Genomic DNA, 18,915 nt, shown 5'->3' with positions numbered 1-18,915 from the left:
CCCTCGTCAGACCACCTGCTGTGCGAGTTCGCCCTTGGCGTACTTGGTGGCCACGACCTGCAGCGACTCGCCCTTGATCTTCGCGCCCTGGCCTTCGCAGCCGAACTCGATGTAGCGCTGCTTGCAGATCTGCTTGGCAGCTTCGCGCGCAGGCTTGAGCCACTCGCGGGCGTCGAACTTCTCGGGGTTCTCGGCCAGGAACTGGCGCACCGCGCCGGTCATCGCGAGGCGGATGTCGGTGTCGATGTTGATCTTGCGCACGCCGTACTTGATGGCTTCCTGAATTTCCTCGACCGGCACGCCGTAGGTTTCCTTCATGTTGCCGCCGTACTTGCGGATGATCTCGAGCAGGTCCTGCGGCACCGACGACGAACCGTGCATCACGAGGTGCGTGTTGGGCAGGCGGGCGTGGATTTCCTTCACGCGCGAGATCGACAGGATGTCGCCCGTAGGCTTGCGCGTGAACTTGTAGGCGCCGTGGCTGGTACCGATGGCGATGGCCAGCGCGTCGAGCTGCGTGGCCTTGACGAACTGGGCGGCCTCCTCGGGGTCGGTCAGCAGCGACGCATGGTCGAGCACGCCTTCGGCGCCGATGCCGTCTTCCTCGCCGGCCATGCCGGTCTCGAGCGAACCGAGGCAGCCGAGCTCGCCTTCCACCGTGACGCCCACCTTGTGCGCGAGCTCGACGACCTTGCGCGTCACGTCGACGTTGTAGTCGAACGAAGCCGGCGTCTTGCCGTCTTCCCTGAGCGAGCCGTCCATCATGACGGAGGAGAAGCCGAGGTCGATGGCGCCCTGGCAGATCGCCGGGCTCTGGCCGTGGTCCTGGTGCATGACCAGCGGGATGTTCGGGTACTGCTCGATCGCGGCCTGGATCAGGTGCTTGATGAACGCTTCGCCGGCGTACTTGCGGGCACCGGCGCTGGCCTGCAGGATCACGGGCGCACCGGTTTCCTTGGCGGCCTCCATGACGGCCTGGACCTGTTCGAGGTTGTTGACGTTGAAGGCCGGAATGCCGTAGCCGTTGACGGCTGCATGGTCCAGCAGTTCGCGCATCGAGACGAGTGCCATGGGATTACCTCGCGGGGAAATAGGAAGAAGAATGAAGACGGAAAGACGGGAGAAACTGCCGCAATTCTATCGACCGCCCTTGTGGGACGGGACTGACGGCAACCCGAGGAAATCGACGACAGGCGGCAGCACCGGCCCGCCGAGCCACTGAATGGGCCTTGCGAAGGCGCCCATCAGCGTGACATGGCTGAGGTTGTCGTACAGGTGCACCGTCACCGGCACGCCCGCGGTGCGCAGCGCCTCGGCCATGCGCAGGGTGTTGCGCTCGGGGTAGACCAGGTCGTCCTTCGCGGCCGCCAGCAGCAGCGCCCGGGGCGACGCGGCGCCCACGTGCGCGATCGGTTGCGAATCGCGCGGCGTGTCGGGCCAGTGAAAGGCGACCCGCACCTTCGGGTCGCCGATCGGCAGGAAGTCGTAGGGCCCGGCCAGGCCGATCCAGCCCGCGAGCTGCCCGGGGCGCGCGCCAACCTCGGTGAGCCAGCGCGCGTCCAGCGCCACCATGGCGGCGTTGTAGGCCCCGGAGCTGTGACCCATCACAAAGACCCGCTTGGGGTCGGCGCCGAGCCGGGCGGCATTGCCCAGCGCCCACTTGACCGCCAGCGCGCTGTCCCGCACGAACACCGGGTAGGTGTGGCGCGGCGAGAGGCCGAAGTCGGGCACCACCACCACCGCACCCCGGGCGGCCAGCGCCTCGCCGAGAAAGCGGTAGCTCGCGCGGTCGCCGCTGGTCCATGCGCCGCCGAAGAAGAACACCACCAGCGGGCGCTCGCCCTCGGCGGGCGGCGTGGCCGCGAGCGGCTGGTAGACGTCGAGCAGCTGGCGCGGCGCGCTGGCATAGGGCACCCCGCCCTGGAAGCGGTAGGTGTCCTCGGGCACCAGCCGGTCTAGCACCTTGAGCGGCGAGCAGGCCGAAAGGGCCGCCGCGGCCAGGGCGCCGAGCAAGGGAACGATGGCGCAGCGGCGCTTGCGGATCGACGCGAGGATCGGAGAGGTCATCGCGCTTGTACGCGCACGCCGGCGGTTCAGATCGGCAGCTGCGTGGTCGAGAGCACCTGTTTGAGCACCACAAAGGTCCGGATCTGCCGCACGCCGGGCAGGTACAGCAGCTGTTCGGCATGCAGCCGATTGAAGCTGTCGTTGTCGCGCGTGCGCACGAGCATGAAATAGTCGAATTCGCCCGTGACCACATGGCATTCGAGGCAGCCCGACACCTTCTGCGCGGCTTTTTCGAAATCGGCGAAGGATTCGGGCGTGGAGCGGTCGAGCACCACGCCGATCATGACCAGCATGCCGAGCGAGAGCGCATCGGGATCGAGCAGCGCGACCACGCCCCTGATGAGCCCCGCCGCCTTGAGCCGCTCGACGCGGCGCAGGCAGGCCGGCGCGCTGAGGTTGACCTTGGCGGCGAGCGCCACGTTCGACACCGAGGCATCGCGCTGCAGTGCACGCAGGATGGCGCGGTCGGTACGGTCCAGCGCGGGCGCGAGTGCATCGGCGGGCTGCGACGGGGAACGCAATTTTGTTGTGCGCATGGGCTCTCCTGCAAAACAGACCGGATCAAACAACCGCATCCTGCCCTGTTTTGCGCCAGTTTTCGCGCCAACTTTGCAACCACCCTTCGGGGGCTTGTTCCTACGATCAATGGCATTCCCCAGCCTGGAGTCCATCGATGAACCTGAAGAAATTTCCCCGCCATGCGCTGACCTTCGGCCCGACGCCGATCCACTCGCTCGAACGCCTGAGTGCGCACCTGGGCGGCAAGGTCGCGCTCTATGCCAAGCGCGAGGACTGCAACAGCGGCCTGGCGTTCGGCGGCAACAAGACGCGCAAGCTCGAGTACCTGATCCCCGAAGCGCTCGAAGGCGGCTACGACACGCTGGTGTCGATCGGCGGCATCCAGTCGAACCAGACGCGGCAGGTCGCTGCCGTGGCCGCGCACCTCGGCCTGAAGTGCGTGCTGGTGCAGGAAACCTGGGTCAACTACTCGGATGCGGTGTACGACCGCGTCGGCAACATCGAGATGTCGCGCATCCTCGGCGCCGACGTGCGGCTCGACAGCGCAGGCTTCGACATCGGCATCCGCAAGAGCTGGGAAGAAGCCATGGCCGATGTGCGGAAGGCCGGTGGCAAGCCGTTTCCGATTCCGGCCGGCTGCTCGGAGCACCCGCTCGGCGGGCTGGGCTTCGTCGGCTTTGCCGAGGAAGTGCGGCAGCAGGAGGCCGAGCTCGGCTTCAGGTTCGACTACATCGTGGTTTGCTCGGTGACCGGCAGCACGCAAGCCGGCATGGTGGTGGGCTTCGCGGCCGACGGGCGCGCCGACCGCGTGATCGGCATCGACGCCTCGGCCAAGCCCGCCCAGACCTTCGAGCAGATCGTGCGCATCGCGAAGAACACGGCCGAGCTCGTCGAACTCGGCCGCGAGATCGGCGCGCAGGACGTGGTGCTCGACCACCGCTTCGGCGGCCCCGAGTACGGCCTGCCGAACGAGGGCACGCTCGATGCGATCCGCCTCTGCGCCCGCTTCGAAGGCATGCTGACCGACCCCGTCTACGAGGGCAAGTCGATGCACGGAATGATCGAGAAGGTGCGGCTCGGCGAGTTTCCCGCCGGTTCGAAGGTGCTCTATGCCCACCTGGGCGGCGTGCCGGCCCTGAACGCCTACAGCTTCCTGTTCCGCAATGGCTGATGCCGGAACACGACGGCTATACGGTGAGAGCGGCTCGGCGGCAGGCCAGGCACCCGTGGAACTGGCTCTGCCAGGCCACCGGGTGCGCCCCCTTGAGGGGGGAGTCGAGCGACACGAAGTGCGCGAGGGACGGGGGTGGGCTCAACTCGCCCGGCAGATCTTGAGCATGTTGGTGCCGCCCGGGGCACCCATCGGCTCGCCGCAGGTGATGGCGTAGACGTCGCCGCTTTGCACGATGCCGCGCTTCTTCAGGTGGTTCTCGGCCTGCTGCAGTGCGGTGTCGCGGTCGCTTTCCGAATCCATCAGCAGCGGGCGCACATTGCGGTAGAGCGCCATCCGGCGCTGGGTGGCCAGGCGCGAGGTCAGCGCGTACATCGGGATGTGCGCGCGGTGGCGGCTCATCCACAGCGCGGTGGAACCCGACTCGGTGAGCGCGACGATGGCCTTGGCGCCCAGGTGGTGCGCGGTGAACAGCGCGCCCATCGCGATCGACTGGTCGATGCGGCTGTAGGACTTGCCGCTGAAGTCGGCGTCGAGCTGCTGGTCTTCGGCCGCCTCGGCGGCTTCGCAGATGCGGCTCATCTCCTGCACGGTCTCGAGCGGATAGCGGCCCGAGGCCGTTTCGGCCGAGAGCATCACGGCGTCGGTGCCGTCGAGCACGGCGTTGGCCACGTCGCTCACTTCGGCGCGCGTGGGCACCGGGTTGGTGATCATCGACTCCATCATCTGCGTGGCGGTGATCACCACCTTGTCCATGTCGCGCGCCATGCGGATCATCTTCTTCTGCAGCGCCGGCACGGCCGCGTTGCCCACCTCGACCGCGAGGTCGCCGCGCGCCACCATGATGCCGTCGCTCGCGCGCAGGATCTCCTCGAGCTTGGGGATCGCTTCGGCGCGCTCGATCTTCGCGATCAGCCCGGGCTTGTGGCCGTATTCGGCCGCGGCCACGTTGCACAGCTGGCGCGCCATCTCCATGTCGGTGGCGTTCTTCGGAAAGCTCACCGCCACGTAGTCGGCCTGGAAGCTCATCGCCGTCTTGATGTCTTCCATGTCCTTGGCCGTGAGCGCCGGCGCCGTGAGGCCGCCGCCCTGCTTGTTGATGCCCTTGTTGTTCGAGAGCTCGCCGCCGAGCTTGACGGTGGTGTGCACCGCCTCGCCCTTGACCGCGTCGACCACCAGCACGATGAGGCCGTCGTTCAGCAGCAGCCGGTCGCCGGGGCGCACGTCGCGCGGCAGGTCCTTGTAGTCGAGGCCCACGGCCTGTTCGTCGCCCGGCTCGGTGCGCGAGGCATCGAGCACGAAGCTCGTGCCCGGCTCGAGCCAGACCTTGCCCTGCGCGAACTTGCCGACACGGATCTTCGGGCCTTGCAGGTCGGCCATGATCGCCACCTCGCGACCCGCCCGGCGGGCGGCTTCGCGCGCCATGGTCGCGCGGTCGATGTGGTCCTGCGCGGTGCCGTGGCTGAAATTGAGCCGCACCACGCTGACCTTGGCCTGGATCATCCGCTCCAGCATTTCAGGGGTGCTGGACGCCGGCCCGAGTGTGGCGACGATCTTGGTGGCGTGGCGGGGGATGCGGTCCGTGCTCATGAAATTGGGTCTCCGTTTGTATTCGCTACTGTATACACTTTGTGTGTCCGACGGAAGCACCCCGCACGAGATCCCCGCCCGCCGGGTTCAACCGGCCGCGCGCCTGGACAGGATCTCGAAAGCGGGCAGGGTCTTGCCCTCGAGCACTTCGAGGAAGGCGCCGCCGCCCGTCGAGATGTAGCCGACCTGCTTCTCGATGCCGTACTTGGCGATGGCCGCGAGCGTGTCGCCGCCGCCGGCGATCGAGAAGGCGCTGCTTTCGGCGACCGCCTGCGCGATGGCCTGGGTGCCGCCCGCAAAGGCGTCGAACTCGAACACGCCCACCGGGCCGTTCCACACGATGGTGCCGGCCTCGCGCAGTTGCGCGGCCAGTTGCGCAGCGGTCTTCGGGCCGATGTCGAGGATCAGGTCGTCGTCGGCCACGTCGCTCGCATCCTTGACGGTCGCGGGCGCATCGGCCGCGAAGGTCTTGGCCGTGACCACGTCGACCGGGATCGGCACGTCGGCGCCGCGCGCACGCATGGACTCGATCACGGCCTTGGCCTGATCGACGAGATCGGGCTCGGCCAGCGACTTGCCGATCTTGAGGCCCGCCGCGAGCATGAAGGTGTTTGCGATGCCGCCGCCGACGATCAGCTGGTCGACGTTGGCCGACAGGCTCTTGAGGATGGTGAGCTTGGTGCTGACCTTCGAGCCCGCCACGATGGCCACGAGCGGGCGCTTCGGCTGCGCCAGCGCCTTGGTGATGGCGTCGATCTCGGCCGCGAGCAGCGGACCGGCCGCCGCCACCTTGGCGAACTGCGCGATGCCGTAGGTGGTGGCCTCGGCGCGGTGGGCCGTGCCGAAGGCATCGTTCACATAGATGTCGGTGAGCGCGGCGAGCTTGCGCGCCAGCGCCTCGTCGTTCTTCTTCTCGCCCTTGTTGACGCGGCAGTTCTCGAGCAGCACGACCTGGCCGGGCTGCACGTCGACGCCGTCGACCCAGTCGGACACCAGCGGCACCTCGCGGCCGAGCAACTCGCTCAGGCGCTTGGCGACCGGTGCGAGCGAGTCCTCGGGCTTGAAGGCGCCCTCGGTCGGGCGGCCCAGATGCGAAGTAACCATCACGGCGGCACCGGCATCGAGCGCAAGCCGGATGCAGGGCACCGAGGCGCGGATGCGCGTGTCCTCGGTGATGCGGCCCGCGTCGTCTTGCGGCACGTTGAGATCGGCACGGATGAAAACGCGCTGGCCGGCGGCCTGGCCCTGCGCGCAGAGGTCGGTGAATCGGATGACGTTCATGGGTCTCTGGAGATGATGGAAAACAGGTCGTCTTGCATTGTAGGTTTCGCTCGGTGTGCGCACTCAACCCCTGGGCTGCGCCTTCGCGAAGCGCTCGAGGATGCCGACGAAGCTCGCCGCCGCGGGCGAGAGCGAACGCCGCGCCGCGCTGTAGACGCAGACCTCGCGGTGGAAGTCGGGCGCCTCGAGCCGCACCATCTGCAGGCCGTGCGCGCGCACCAGCGGCGCCGAGTAGGTGGGGCACACGGTGAGCCCCAGCCCCGAGGCAACCATGCCGAGCGCGGTGGTCATGTACGACATCTCCTGCGTGCCCGGGCGCAGCATGTAGGCGCGCTCCGCGGGGCCGAGCTCGGGCAGCACGCGCTGGCGGAAATCGCGCGTGGGCGCGATGAACGTGTAGGGCTCGAGCTCGTGCCAGCGCACCTTGCGGCGCTTCGCAAAAGCGTGGTCGGGCGGGCAGATCAGCCAGTGCCGGTCGCGAAATAGCACGCGGCGTTCGATGGCGGCGTCCACCGCCACGTCCTGCCCCACCGCGAGCTCCACGTCGCCCGCGACGACCCCCGCGAGCAGGTGCTCGGGCAGCGTGTCGGCAAGCCGCACGTCGATGTCGGGATAGGCCTCGCGGTAAGCCGCCATGACGCGCGGCATCAGCGTGCAGGCCATGAGCTGCGGCGCTGCAAGCCGCAACAGGCCTTTCTTCTTGTCACGTAGGTCGGTCACGCCGGCCACCGCGCTCGACAGGTCGCCGAGCAGCCGGTGCACCGCGGGCAGGAACTCGCGCCCCGCTTCGGACAGCTGCACGCGCCGCGTGTGGCGGTCGAGCAATTGCACGCCCATCTCGCGCTCGAGTTCGCGCACCAGCACGCTGAGCGCCGACTGCGTGAGGTGCAGCTGCTGCGCGGCGGCAGTGAAGCTGCCGGTCGCGGCCACGGCCGCAAAGGCGCGCAGCTGGCGCAATGTCAGATTCATATGTTTATTTCATCAATGGATGAATTAATTTCGATTGCATCATAAGAGGCGGCATCGCCCAATAGCGGCTTCACGAAAGACACGCCATGCCGACGACCGCCCATCCGGCCCCACCGCCCGCGCCGCCTGTGCGCGGACTGCACCATTTCGCCTGGCGCTGCCGCGACAGCGAAGAGACGCGCCGCTTCTACGAAGACCTGCTGGGCCTGCCGCTGGCCCACATCATCCAGAGCGACCATGTGCCGAGCACGGGCGAGTACTGCCCCTACGTGCACATCTTCTTCCAGATGCGCGACGGCTCGTTCATCGCCTTCTTCGACCTCGGCGACGACACGGCGGCGCTGCCCTCGCCGAACACGCCGGCCTGGGTCAACCACATCGCGCTGCGCGTCGATTCGGTGGCCGACCTGCTGGCCGCCAAGGCACGCCTCGAAGCGGCCGGGGTGGAGGTGCTCGGCGTGACCGACCACCACATCATCGAGTCGATCTATTTCTTCGACCCGAACGGCATCCGCGTGGAGCTGACCACGCCCACGGTACCGCAGGCCGAGATGGATGCACATGCGCGCAGCGCGCGCGCGGCGCTCGACGCCTGGACCGCCCGCAAGGCGCTGCTGCGCACGGCAGCGCCAACGGCAAAGGACGCGACGCATGACTGAACCGCAGCTGGCCGTCATCGACGTGAAGCCCGGTGCGGCACTCGAGAGCCAGTCGGGCCTGCAGATGCTGCGGCCGCGCATCTACGGCGCCTACCGGGCGCCCCCGGGGCCGAAGAAAGTTGCTGCGATCGTGATGCACCCGACCAGCAACTTCATGGGCCACTACCTGATCGGCCCGCTGGCCGAACGCGGCATCTGCTGCATGGGCCTGAACTCGCGCTACGTGGGCAACGACACGGTGCTGCTGATGGAGCGCGCGATCCAGGACCTGGGCGCCGGCGTGCAGTACCTGCGCACCGCGGGCTACGAGAAGGTGCTGCTGGTCGGCAACTCGGGCGGCGCGGCGCTCGCGAGCTTCTACCAGGCGCAGGCCGAGCAGCTCACCGCCACGCACTTTCCCGATGGAGACCCCACGCACCTGCACCCGCACGACCTGCCGCCCGTGGACGGCATCGCGCTGTGCGCCGCGCACCTGGGCCGCACGCGGCTGATGCGCGACTGGATCGATCCGTCGGTGACCGACGAACACGATCCGCTCTCGGTCGATCCCGAACTCGACATGTACGACACGCGCCATCGCGTGCCCTACGACCGCGATTTCCTCGCGCGCTTCGGCGCGGCCCAGCAGGCGCGGCTCGAACGCATCGAGCAATGGTGCGTGGCGCGGCTCGCGATGCTGCGCAATCCCTCTGTCACGCCGGGTGCGCCGCGCGACCAGGCCTTCGTGATCTACCGCACGCATGCCGATCCGCGCTGTGTCGACCTCTCGCTCGACGCGAACGACCGGCTCGCCGGCAGCGTCTGGGGCGATGCGCGGCAGGTCAACTACTCGGCCAATGCGATGGGCCGCACCACGTCGCTGACCGCTTTTCTCTCGCAATGGTCGTCGCGCTCGCAGGCCGACGGACCGACGAACCTCGCGCGCACCACGGTGCCGACGCTGCTGCTGACCTACACCGCCGACCAGTCGACCTTCCCGAGCACGCGCGATGCCTGGATGGCCGCGGGCGGCGCGCGCATCCGCAACGTCGACATCGTGGGCGGCAACCACTATCTCGCGGGCCAGGCCGCGCTGGTGCCGAAAGCGGCCGACGCGATCGCCGAGTTCGCCCACGCGCTGTAGCCGCCGTAGAAAAGCATGGAAAGCTTCAACTTCGCACCCGCCTACGAACTACCGAGCTGGCCCTTCGTGCCGCCGCCCGAACTGGAAAGACTAGAGGTCGTGCGGCACCCGATCGTGATCGTCGGCGCCGGCCCCGCGGGCCTCACGCTCGCCTGCGACCTCGCGCAGCGCGGCGTGCGCGCGCTGCTGCTCGACGAGGACGACACCGTGGGCGTGCGCGGCGCCTCGTCGCGCGGCATCTGCTACGCGCAGAAGAGCCTGGAGATCTTCGAGCGGCTCGGCATCTACGAACGCATTGCGGCCAAGGGCATCACCTGGTCGCTCGGGCGCACCTTCTCGGGTGAGGCCGAGGTCTACAGCTTCAACCTGCAGGCCGCGAACGTCTCCGCGCAGCCGCCGTTCATCAACCTGCAGCAGTTCTACATCGAGTGGTTCCTGGTCGACCGCATCCTCGAACTCGGCCTGACCGACCTGCGCTGGAAGCACCGCGTCGCGCACGTCGAGCCGCTGGCCGACGGCGTGCGCCTCGAGGTCGAGACGCCTGCCGGCCGCTACACCCTCGAGGCCGACCGGCTGATCGACGCGACCGGGGCCAACAGCCCGATCCGCACGCAGCTCGGCATCGAGGCCCATGCCTCCCGCAGCACCGACCGCTGGTGCATCAGCGACGTGCGCTTCGAGAAGCCGCTGCCGACCGAGCGCTGGACCTGGGTCGACGCGCCGTTCAACGAAGGCCGCGGCGTCTGGCAGCACCTGATGGCCGACGGGGTCTGGCGCATCGACTACCAGATGGCCGAAGACTGCGACACCGACCACATCAGCCGCCCCGAAGTGGCCGGTGCGCGGCTGCGCGCACAGCTCGGGCCCGACGTGGCGTTCGAGTTCGTCTGGATCGGCCCCTACGGCTACCGCGACCACCTGCTCGACAGCTTCCGCCACGGGCGGGTGTTCTTCATCGGCGATGCGGCGCATGTGGTGAGCCCCTTCGGCGCGCGCGGCGGCAACACCGGCATCCAGGACGCGGCGAACCTGGGCTGGAAGCTCGCGCTGGCCGCGAAGGGGCGGGCGGGCGACGCGCTGCTCGACAGCTACGACGCTGAACGCCAGCCCGCTGCAAAGGAAAACCTCACCGTCACGAGCCGCTCGGCACGCTTTCTCGCGCCGCGTTCGCCGGCCGAGCACACGCTGCGGCGCGCGGTGGTGTCGCTGGCGGCGCGCCACCCGTTCGCACGGGCGCTGGTGAACACCGGCCGCATGTCGGTGGCCAACGACTATCCGGCGGCGCCGCTGCTGCCCGAAGGCGGGCGCAGCGTGCAGAACCTGCCGTTGCGCTGGGCCGGCGGCGGCCGCGAGACCACGCTGATGCAACTGCTGGCCGAAGGCACCCGCTGCCTCGGGCTCTGGCGCGCGCCGACGCGCGCACAGGCCGCCGAAGCCGAAGCCAACGCGGCCTCGCTGCCGCTGCGCCTGCTGGCGGTCGGCGGCGACAGCGGCCTGCCGTCGCTGCAGGCCGACGACCGGCTCGTCGAACACCTCGGCCTGCACGCGCCCGGCAGCTTCGTGCTCGTGCGCCCGGACGCCTACCGCGCCGCAACGCTGTCCGAGGCCACGCCCGAGGCCATCGCTGCGGCCGTGCGCCGCGCCCTCGCCATCGAAGCCACACCATGATGAGCACCGAACCCCGCATCCCCGACCCCGACGGCTTCTACGCCGCGCTGCTCGCCGCGCACGAAGGCCGGACCGAGGCGCAGAGCGCCGACCTCAACGCACGGCTGGTGCTGCTGCTGGCCAATCAGTGCGGCGACCAGGGCGTGCTGCTGGCGTGCATCCGCGCAGCCGCCGAAGCAGATCCCACGAAACCCGAAACCCCATGACCGCCCCTCCCTCCTTCGCCTCGGCCTCCGACACGCGCGAACAGAAGCCGCAGCTGCGCGAACTCGCGCGCGACGTGTACGGCTACATCAGCGACTTCGACCCCAACTGCGGCTTCGTGGTCGGCGACGACCATGTGGTGCTGATCGACACGCGGCCCACGCCGCGCATGGCGCGTGACTTCCTCGCGGCCATCCGCACCGTGACCGACAAGCCCGTCAAGCGCATCGTGCTGACGCACTACCACGCAGTGCGCGTGATGGGCGCGAGCGCCTTCGACGCGGTGGACCAGATCATCGCGAGCCACGGCACGCTCGACTGGATCCGCACGCGCGGGCAGGCCGACTTCGACTCGGAGGTCGGCCGCTTTCCGCGCCTGTTCGAGGGCGTCGAGGAGATTCCCGGACTGACCTGGCCGACGCTGAGCTTCGAGCGCGAGATGAGCCTCTGGCTCGGCAGCCGCGAGCTCCGGCTGATGGCGCTGGGCCGCGGCCACTCGGGCGGCGACACGGTGGCCTGGCTGCCCGACTGCGGCGTGCTGTTCTCGGGCGACGTGGTCGAGAACCACTGCGGCGTGTATGCCGGCGACGCCTACATCGGCGACTGGGCCGGCACGCTCGACGCGGTCGCGGCCTTGCAGCCGCGCGTGCTGGTGCCGGGACGCGGCGCGGTGCTGCAGGACGAAGCGGCCTGCGCCGAAGCGATCGCGCTCACCCAGGCCTTTCTCTCGACGCTGCTCGAGAGCGTGCGCGCCGGCATCGCCGCGGGCGACACCCTCAAGGGCTGCTTCGCGCGCGCGGAAGCCGCCATGACGCCGCGCTTCGGCAGCTGGCCCGTGTTCCAGCACGTGCTGCCCTTCGACGTCTCGCGCGCCTACGACGAGCTGAGCGGCATCGAGCACCCGGTGGTCTGGACCGCGGAGCGCGACCGCGCGCTCTGGCAGACGCTGCGCGACGCCTGAGCCGCATCGGAATTCAAGCATTCACTACAAGCCAAGCAACGGAGACGAGAGACATGATGAAAAGACGCCACCTTCCCCTGTTCGCCGCAGCGCTCGCGCTCGCCGGCGCCGCCCCTTTTGCCAGCGCGCAGCCGGCCGCCTACCCGAGCCAGCCGGTCAAATGGATCGTGCCCTACGTGGCGGGCGGCGGCACCGACAACCTCGCGCGCGCGCTGGCCGAGGCGATGCAGCCGTCGCTCGGGCAGCCGCTCATCATCGACAACCGGCCCGGCGCGTCGACCAACATCGGCGTGGCGGCGATGATGCAGGCCAAGCCCGACGGCTACACGATCATGCAGGCCGAGAACGCAGCGCTGCTCTTCAACGAGCACATGTTCGCCAAGCTGCCGTACAAGCCCGCGAGCGACTTCACCTACATCGGCACCATCGGCCGCTTCCCGGTCGCGCTGGTGGTGCATCCGGACTTTCCCGCCAAGAACGTGGCCGAGTTCGTGCGCTACGTGAAGGCCAACCCCGAGAAGGTCAACTACGCCTCGCCCGGCAACGGTTCGCCGCACCACATGGCGATGGAACTGTTCAAGCAGAAGGCCGGCATCCAGATCACGCACGTGCCGTACAAGGGCGCCGCGCCCGCAATGACCGACGTGATGGGCGGGCAGGTGCCGACCATGATGCTCGACCTGGCCTCGGGCCTGCCGATCATCAAGGCCGGCAAGGTGCGCGTGCTCGCGATCGCGCTGCCGCAGCGCGCGGGCGCCCTGCCCGACGTGCCCACCTTTGCCGAGGCCGGCTTCAGCGACGTCAACGCCTACGCCTTCCACGGCCTGATCGGCCCGGCCGGCATGCCGCCCGAGGCCGTGGCGCGGATCAACAGCGAGCTGCGAAAGGCGATGAAGGCGCCGAAGGTAGAGAAGCTGTTCGCCGACTTCGGCTTCGAGCCGCTGCCGGGCTCGCCGCAGGATTTCTACAAGCTCTCGCGCGCCGAAAGCGAGCGCTGGGGCAAGATCATCCAGGCGGCCGGGGTCAAGCTCGACTGAGCGCCAACGGGCAACGCGCCTACCAGCCGAGGCCCAGGTGCAGCGGCAGGTACACCGCCATGCCCGCGAGCATCGTGCCGAGCACGCCGCGCCGCCAGTAGAAGTAGGCGGCGCCAACCACGGTGGCATACAGGCGCGCGTCGTGCAGCGTGGCGATCAGCTGGCCGTTGCTCATCACGATCTCGGGCGCGATCACGCCCGCGAGCGCGGCGACCGGCGCATAGTGCAGCGCACGGTGCGCCCAGCCGGGCAGACCCCAGGGGCGGTCGAGAATGAAGAAGAAGCAGCGCGTGAGCACCGTCACGCCGGCCAGGCCGACGATCACGGCGAGGGTCCAAAGGTCGGTGGTGCCGCCTGCGCTCATTTGTCGTCCTCCGCCACCGGATCGAGCCCGACCCGTTTCTCGAGCCAGAAGCACAGCAGCACCGCCGCGCCGATAGCGGCCACGATGTTGAGCTTGAGCGGCAGCGCATAGGCGGCCACGGCCGTGGCGCTCGCGACCAGCGCCGCCAAAACGCGCAGCCGCGTGGTCGCCATCGAGCAGACGATCGCCACCAGGCTCAGTACGCCGGCGAAGCCCAGGCCCCAGTGCTGCGGAATGAAGTTGGCCAGCGCAATGCCGAGCAGGCTCATGCCCATCCAGGAACACCAGGTCACGAAGTAGTTGCCGGTGAGGTAGGCCTCCTGGGCTTTCTGCGCATCGGTGCCGACGGGCGGCACAGGGTATTGCCGCGTGAAGAGTGCATAGCTGAGGTCGGCCGTGAGATAGCCGTGCAGCATGCGGCGCCAGCGCGGCATGTGCATGAGGTAGGGCCGCAGGTGCAGACTGAACACCACGAAGCGCAGGTTGACGCAGAAGCCCGTGGCCAGGACGACCCAGGCCGGTGCGCCCGCCACGAGCAGCGGAATGGCCGCAAGCTGCGAGCTGCCGGCGTAGACCAGCAGCGTCATCGCCACCGCCTCCACCACGCTCATGTCCGACTTGACCATGGCCACGCCGGTCATGAGCCCCCACGCGCCGATGCCCAGCGCGGCCGACGACATGTGGCGGATGCCCGTGCGGAACTCGGGGCGCCGGCGAATGGCCGTGGACAGAAACATCAGCCGAAGCGCTGCCCTGGCTTCAGCTCGAAGCCGCGCAGGAAGTCGGCCACGCCGAGGCGCTTGCCGCCCGCGCGCTGGAGTTCGGTGACCATTGCGACCGAGCCCTGCGCCGCCACCACGACGCCCTCGCCGGTCACGGCCAGGATCGTGCCCGGCGGCGTCGGCGTCTCGCCCCCCCCGGCCACTGCGTCGGCGGCCCAGAGCTTGAGGATCTCGCCGTCGAGCGGGCTGTTGGCGCCCGGGAACGGATCGAACGCGCGAATGCGTCGCACGATCGCCTCGGCGGGCTGGTTCCAGTCGATCTGCGCTTCGTGCTTCTCGACCTTGTGGGCGTAGGTCACGCCCTCGGCCGGCTGCGGCGTGCGCGCGAGATGGCCGAGGTTCGCAAGCGCCTGCACGATCAGGCGTCCGCCGAGCTCGGCCAGGCGGTCGTGCAGCCGGGCGGTGCTGTCGCTGCCGATGTCGACGGCCTCGCGCAGCAGCATATCGCCGGTGTCGAGCCCGGCGTCCATCTGCATGATGGTGATGCCGGTCTGCGCATCGCCGGCCTCGATCGCGCGGTGGATCGGCGCCGCACCGCGCCAGCGCGGCAGCAGGCTCGCATGGATGTTGAGGCAGCCATGCCGCGGCAGGTCGAGCACCCACTGCGGCAGGATCAGCCCGTAGGCCGCGACGACCATCACGTCGGGCCGGGCGGCCAGAAGCGCTTCGCGTGCGGCTGTGGCCTCGTCCGGAAACTTGCCGTCGAGCCGCAGGCTGCGCGGCTGAACCACGGGCCAGCCGTGGGCGACGGCGCACTGCTTCACCGGCGAGGCCTGCAGCTTCATGCCGCGCCCCGCGGGACGGTCGGGCTGGCTCAGTACCAGGGGAATGTCATGGCCCGCCGCGGCGATCGCCTCGAGGGCGACGCGCGCGAACTCGGGCGTGCCCGCAAAGACGACCTTCAGCGGGGTCAATCCCGGATCCGATCGAACTCGAGGTCGTCGCCCGTGTGATAGCGGCGCACCACGCCGGTGGGATCGATGTAGATGTAGAGCATGCGCCGCTCGTTCACGGCCTTGTAGCGCCAGGTCCAGACAGCGCCGTCGAACGAGCTCACGCGGGTGATCTGGAACGGCCTGCCGTAGAACGCGAGCACGTCGTTCTGGCGCCAGCGGTCGACCTGGATGTCCTGGCCGAAGCGGGCCTCGCTGAGCACCTGCGTCACCGACACGACCTTGCCCGAGGCGTCGAGGTCGATGTCGGTCACCTCGAAGCCCGCCGGCATGCGCGAATACTGCAGCCGCTCGCCACCACCCGCGAGCGGGTAGCGTCCGGTGGGCGGGCCGAGGCGCTGCAGGGTTTCGGCCGCGCTCGTGCCCGGTGCGATGCGGGTCGGCTCGCTCGCGCAGCCGGCCACGAGCAGCGCTGCGGCCAACACGCAGCCAAGCGTTGCCAGGCGGCCCGCGCGCATCATGCCCGGCCCTCCCGCGCCTCTTCGCGCTGTTGCTTGAGCAGCTTGCTCTTGATCCGGTTGCGCTTGAGCGGCGACAGGTACTCGACGAACACCTTGCCGAGCAGGTGATCGAGCTCGTGCTGGATGCACACCGCGAGCAGGCCTTCGGCCTCGATGGTGCGCATTTCGCCGTCGGCGTCGAGCGCCTGCACCTTGACGGCGGTGGAGCGCTCCACGCCGTCGTAGATGCCGGGCACCGAGAGGCAGCCTTCCTCGTTCAGCACCTTTTCGTCGCTGGCCCATACGATCTCGGGATTGATGAGCACCAGCGGCTGGTCGCGGTCTTCGGAGACGTCGATCACGACAAGGCGCTCGTGCACGTCGACCTGGGTCGCGGCCAGGCCGATACCATTGGCGTCGTACATGGTTTCGAGCATGTCGGCCACGAGGGCCTTGATGCGTGCGTCGACGCCCTGGACGGGTTTCGCGACGGTGTGCAGCCGCTTGTCCGGGTAACTCAGAATGATTCGTTTGGCCATGGAAAACGGAAGAAGTTGTCGCTATTTTCGCCAATTCCGCGACGGCCCGTGCCTGGATCGGCTGAAAACGTTGCCCTGCCAAGGGCTTCGGGCGCAGAATTCGTAGCAAATTGTGAGATTCGTATGCGCCCGGATACGTCGGGCGCTCACCCATCCAGACATGAACAACAAGTTCCGAATCCCTGCCCGCCAGCGCTCGCATGTTCTCGCCACGTTGGCTGCCCTAGCGGTGATCTGCGGCGGCGGCACGGCCTGGGCCCAGAACTACCCGATCACGGCGCAGCAGCGCGCCACGGCGCAGCAGATCGCCCAGACCGGCGTGCCGCTCTCCGAACTCTCGCCGAACGCGCCCGACGAGTACACGGTCAGGTCCGGCGACACGCTCTGGGCCATTTCGCGCCTGTACCTGCTGCGCCCCTGGCGCTGGCCCGAGCTCTGGGGCATGAACATCGACGAGATCGCGAATCCGCACCGCATCTATCCGGGGCAGGTGCTCTACCTCGACAAGAGCGGCGGCCGCGCGCGCCTGAGCATGCGCCGCGGCACGGGCGCGAGCGGCGACGGCGGCACGATCAAGCTCTCGCCGCGCACGCGCTTCGATTCCCTGGCCGGCATGGCGCTGCCCACGCTGAACCCCAGCGTGATCGAGCCCTTCCTCAGCGAACCGATCGTGGTGGATGCCGACACGCTGCAGAAGGCGCCGCGCATCGTCGCGGGCAACGACAACCGCGTGCTGCTGTCGCGCGGCGACCGCGCCTATGCGCGCGGCAATGCCGACACGCCGCTCGTCGAGAAGCCCGGACCGCTGCAGAGCTTTCGGGTGTTCCGCAATGCCACGCCGCTCAAGGACCCTGGCACGGGCGAGATCCTCGGCTACGAGGCACAGTACCTCGGCAAGGCTCAGCTCCAGCGCGGCGAATCGACCACGGTCGAGACCGACAAGGAAAAGGACGTCATCACCGTGGTGCCGGCCAGCATCGACATCATCGCGTCGCGCGAGGAAATCCGCGCCGGCGACCGGCTGCTGCCCGAACCGCCGCGCCAGCTGGTGAGCTATGCGCCACGCGCCCCTTCGACGCAGGTCGAGGGCCGCATCATCTCGGTCTACGGCAACGCGGTGCAGTTCGCGGCGCAGAACCAGGTGGTGGCAATCAACAAGGGCACGCGCGACGGCATCGACAGCGGCCATGTGCTGGCGATCCTGAAGAATGGTGAAACCATCGTCGACCGCACCGGCGAACGCAAGGAGACGCTCAAGCTCCCGAACGAGCGCATCGGGCTGCTGATGGTGTTCCGCACGTTCGAAAAGGTCTCGTACGCGCTGGTGCTCGAGATCTCCGACACGCCGAAGGCAGGCGACTTCCTCGTCAACCCCTGAAGCTTTCGGCGCTTCTTTTTTCCGCGTGGACCGCGCAGAACTCGCAGGCTGGCTCCGGCTGTCGCTGACGGCAGGCATCGGCGACGGTGCCGCGCGCCGGCTGCTGGCGGCTTTCGGCCTGCCCGAGAACGTGTTCGCGCAGCGGCACGATGCGCTGCGCGAAGTGGTGTCCGAGGCGCAGGCCGAAGCACTGCTGCAGCTGCCGCAAGGGCTGCAGGCCCACATCGACCAGGCCTGGCAATGGCTGCAATCGGCACCGGACGAGGACGTCACGCGCCGGGTGGTCACGCTCGGCGATGCGGGCTATCCCGCCGCACTGCTCGAAATGGCCGACCCGCCGCCGATGCTCTATGTGCTGGGCGCTGCGGCCTTCGACCTGAACCAGCTCGGCCAAAGCATTGCCGTGGTGGGCAGCCGCAATCCCACGCCGCAAGGGGCGGCCAATGCGCGCGCCTTTGCACGCGCACTCGGCGATGCCGGTCTGCCGGTGGTGTCGGGCCTTGCGCTCGGTGTCGATGGGGCTGCGCACCTGGGCGCGCTCGATGCGGCGGGCGATGCGCCGCGGCTCGCCACGGTCGCGGTGGTCGGCACCGGCCTCGACCGCGTCTATCCCGCGCGCCATCGCGAGCTCGCGCAGCGCATCACGCGCCAGGGGCTGATCGTGAGCGAGCTCCCGCTCGGCACACCGCCGCTGACGCAGAATTTCCCGCGGCGCAACCGCCTCATCGCCGGACTGGCGCGCGGCACGCTGGTCGTCGAGGCCGCGCTGCAGTCGGGCTCGCTGATCACCGCGCGCCTCGCTTCCGAACAAGGCAAGGAGGTGTTCGCGATCCCGGGTTCGATCCACTCGCCGCAGTCGCGCGGCTGCCATGCCCTGATCCGCCAGGGAGCGAAGCTGGTCGAGTCGGTACACGACATCCTCGAGGAACTGCCCGCGCCGCGCATGGCGCAGGCGGGCTCCGGCTCGGCCGCGGAGGCTGCGGATGCCAATGGCGCCGACCCTGCGCATCCGCTGCTCGACGCGCTCGGCTTCGACCCGGTCCACCTCGACGTGCTGAGCGCGCGCACCGGCTGGAGCGCGGCCGAGCTCCAGGCCCGGATGCTCGAACTCGAACTCGACGGGCTGGTGGCGCGGTTGCCCGGCGGCCTGTTCCAGCGCACGGCATCGGCCTAGAGGCTGCCGGGCAAAACCCCTTGAAGGCGCGCCACG

Annotated in this window: 20 protein-coding genes; 9 read left to right on the top strand and 11 right to left on the bottom strand. The window is 69.0% G+C overall.

The window, feature by feature from the left end; all coding sequences use genetic code 11:
* Positions 1–6: 6 nt before the first annotated feature.
* The 3 genes from fba to AC3A6G_RS19180 all read right to left on the bottom strand — a co-directional run bounded on the left by fba (position 7) and on the right by AC3A6G_RS19180 (position 2,603).
* Positions 7–1,071 carry a class II fructose-bisphosphate aldolase gene (gene fba, locus AC3A6G_RS19190; RefSeq protein ID WP_487860928.1) on the bottom strand — a complete coding sequence of 355 codons (1,065 nt, stop codon included), beginning with the start codon at positions 1,069–1,071 and terminating at the stop codon, positions 7–9.
* 66 nt (positions 1,072–1,137) lie between these two features.
* A complete protein-coding gene (locus tag AC3A6G_RS19185) occupies positions 1,138–2,067 on the bottom strand; it encodes an alpha/beta hydrolase (protein WP_487874354.1) in 930 nt (309 codons plus the stop codon).
* Positions 2,068–2,093: 26 nt separating this feature from the next.
* Positions 2,094–2,603 carry an Lrp/AsnC family transcriptional regulator gene (locus tag AC3A6G_RS19180; RefSeq protein ID WP_487864585.1) on the bottom strand — a complete coding sequence of 170 codons (510 nt, stop codon included), beginning with the start codon at positions 2,601–2,603 and terminating at the stop codon, positions 2,094–2,096.
* A gap of 137 nt (positions 2,604–2,740) precedes the next feature.
* On the opposite strand from AC3A6G_RS19180, the gene AC3A6G_RS19175 reads away from it, so the two are divergent.
* A complete protein-coding gene (locus tag AC3A6G_RS19175; protein WP_487874353.1) occupies positions 2,741–3,757 on the top strand; it encodes a 1-aminocyclopropane-1-carboxylate deaminase in 1,017 nt (338 codons plus the stop codon).
* A 141-nt stretch (positions 3,758–3,898) separates the two neighbouring features.
* On the opposite strand, the gene pyk is transcribed toward AC3A6G_RS19175, so the two are convergent.
* The 3 genes from pyk to AC3A6G_RS19160 all read right to left on the bottom strand — a co-directional run bounded on the left by pyk (position 3,899) and on the right by AC3A6G_RS19160 (position 7,597).
* Positions 3,899–5,347 carry a pyruvate kinase gene (gene pyk / locus AC3A6G_RS19170; RefSeq protein ID WP_487860924.1) on the bottom strand — a complete coding sequence of 483 codons (1,449 nt, stop codon included), beginning with the start codon at positions 5,345–5,347 and terminating at the stop codon, positions 3,899–3,901.
* A gap of 87 nt (positions 5,348–5,434) precedes the next feature.
* A complete protein-coding gene (locus AC3A6G_RS19165) occupies positions 5,435–6,628 on the bottom strand; it encodes a phosphoglycerate kinase (RefSeq protein WP_487874352.1) in 1,194 nt (397 codons plus the stop codon).
* Positions 6,629–6,691: 63 nt separating this feature from the next.
* Positions 6,692–7,597 (bottom strand): LysR family transcriptional regulator, encoded by a 906-nt coding sequence (locus AC3A6G_RS19160; RefSeq protein WP_487874351.1) that lies wholly within the window; start codon positions 7,595–7,597, stop codon positions 6,692–6,694.
* An 86-nt stretch (positions 7,598–7,683) separates the two neighbouring features.
* Here AC3A6G_RS19160 and AC3A6G_RS19155 point away from each other — a divergent pair, with 86 nt between their 5' ends.
* Genes AC3A6G_RS19155 through AC3A6G_RS19130 form a run of 6 tightly spaced genes read left to right on the top strand, consistent with a single transcriptional unit; the run spans position 7,684 to position 13,249 of the window.
* Positions 7,684–8,256: a VOC family protein gene (locus AC3A6G_RS19155; RefSeq protein ID WP_487874350.1), complete on the top strand. Its 573-nt coding sequence runs from the start codon at positions 7,684–7,686 to the stop codon at positions 8,254–8,256.
* The gene (locus tag AC3A6G_RS19150; protein ID WP_487874349.1) at positions 8,249–9,379 is read left to right on the top strand and encodes an alpha/beta hydrolase family protein; all 1,131 of its coding nucleotides are present in this window, start codon (positions 8,249–8,251) and stop codon (positions 9,377–9,379) included. Before AC3A6G_RS19155 ends, AC3A6G_RS19150 begins: the two co-directional genes overlap by 8 nt.
* Positions 9,380–9,394: 15 nt before the next feature.
* Entirely contained in the window at positions 9,395–11,047 is a 1,653-nt protein-coding gene (locus AC3A6G_RS19145) for an FAD-dependent oxidoreductase (RefSeq protein ID WP_487874348.1), read from the top strand.
* Positions 11,047–11,253, top strand: a complete 207-nt coding sequence (locus AC3A6G_RS19140; protein WP_487874347.1) for a DUF2783 domain-containing protein — start codon at positions 11,047–11,049, stop codon at positions 11,251–11,253. Before AC3A6G_RS19145 ends, AC3A6G_RS19140 begins: the two co-directional genes overlap by 1 nt.
* Positions 11,250–12,212, top strand: coding sequence for an MBL fold metallo-hydrolase (locus AC3A6G_RS19135; RefSeq protein ID WP_487874346.1), 963 nt, complete (start codon positions 11,250–11,252; stop codon positions 12,210–12,212). Before AC3A6G_RS19140 ends, AC3A6G_RS19135 begins: the two co-directional genes overlap by 4 nt.
* A 56-nt stretch (positions 12,213–12,268) precedes the next feature.
* Positions 12,269–13,249 carry a Bug family tripartite tricarboxylate transporter substrate binding protein gene (locus AC3A6G_RS19130; RefSeq protein ID WP_487874345.1) on the top strand — a complete coding sequence of 327 codons (981 nt, stop codon included), beginning with the start codon at positions 12,269–12,271 and terminating at the stop codon, positions 13,247–13,249.
* Positions 13,250–13,268: 19 nt separating this feature from the next.
* Here the strand turns inward: AC3A6G_RS19130 and AC3A6G_RS19125 are convergent, their stop codons facing one another.
* The 5 genes from AC3A6G_RS19125 to def are packed head-to-tail and all read right to left on the bottom strand — an operon-like array spanning position 13,269 to position 16,327.
* On the bottom strand, positions 13,269–13,613 hold the full coding sequence (locus AC3A6G_RS19125) for an AzlD domain-containing protein (protein WP_487860915.1): 345 nt from the start codon (positions 13,611–13,613) through the stop codon (positions 13,269–13,271).
* A complete protein-coding gene (locus tag AC3A6G_RS19120) occupies positions 13,610–14,350 on the bottom strand; it encodes an AzlC family ABC transporter permease (RefSeq protein ID WP_487860914.1) in 741 nt (246 codons plus the stop codon). The genes AC3A6G_RS19125 and AC3A6G_RS19120 overlap by 4 nt, the downstream gene beginning before the upstream one ends.
* The gene (gene fmt / locus AC3A6G_RS19115; RefSeq protein ID WP_487874398.1) at positions 14,350–15,300 is read right to left on the bottom strand and encodes a methionyl-tRNA formyltransferase; all 951 of its coding nucleotides are present in this window, start codon (positions 15,298–15,300) and stop codon (positions 14,350–14,352) included. Before fmt ends, AC3A6G_RS19120 begins: the two co-directional genes overlap by 1 nt.
* Positions 15,301–15,305: 5 nt before the next feature.
* A complete protein-coding gene (locus tag AC3A6G_RS19110; protein WP_487864577.1) occupies positions 15,306–15,809 on the bottom strand; it encodes a hypothetical protein in 504 nt (167 codons plus the stop codon).
* The gene (def, locus tag AC3A6G_RS19105) at positions 15,806–16,327 is read right to left on the bottom strand and encodes a peptide deformylase (protein WP_487860911.1); all 522 of its coding nucleotides are present in this window, start codon (positions 16,325–16,327) and stop codon (positions 15,806–15,808) included. Before def ends, AC3A6G_RS19110 begins: the two co-directional genes overlap by 4 nt.
* 160 nt (positions 16,328–16,487) lie before the next feature.
* On the opposite strand from def, the gene AC3A6G_RS19100 reads away from it, so the two are divergent.
* A complete protein-coding gene (locus AC3A6G_RS19100) occupies positions 16,488–17,705 on the top strand; it encodes a LysM peptidoglycan-binding domain-containing protein (protein ID WP_487860910.1) in 1,218 nt (405 codons plus the stop codon).
* Positions 17,706–17,730: 25 nt separating this feature from the next.
* Entirely contained in the window at positions 17,731–18,879 is a 1,149-nt protein-coding gene (dprA, locus tag AC3A6G_RS19095) for a DNA-processing protein DprA (protein WP_487874344.1), read from the top strand.
* The last annotated feature ends 36 nt before the right edge of the window (positions 18,880–18,915 follow it).

The sequence above is a fragment of the Variovorax sp. Soil_C_26 genome, from assembly GCF_057657075.1.
The sequence above is the reverse complement of the archived record's forward strand: the minus strand, read 5'-3'. Positions and strand labels throughout refer to the sequence as shown.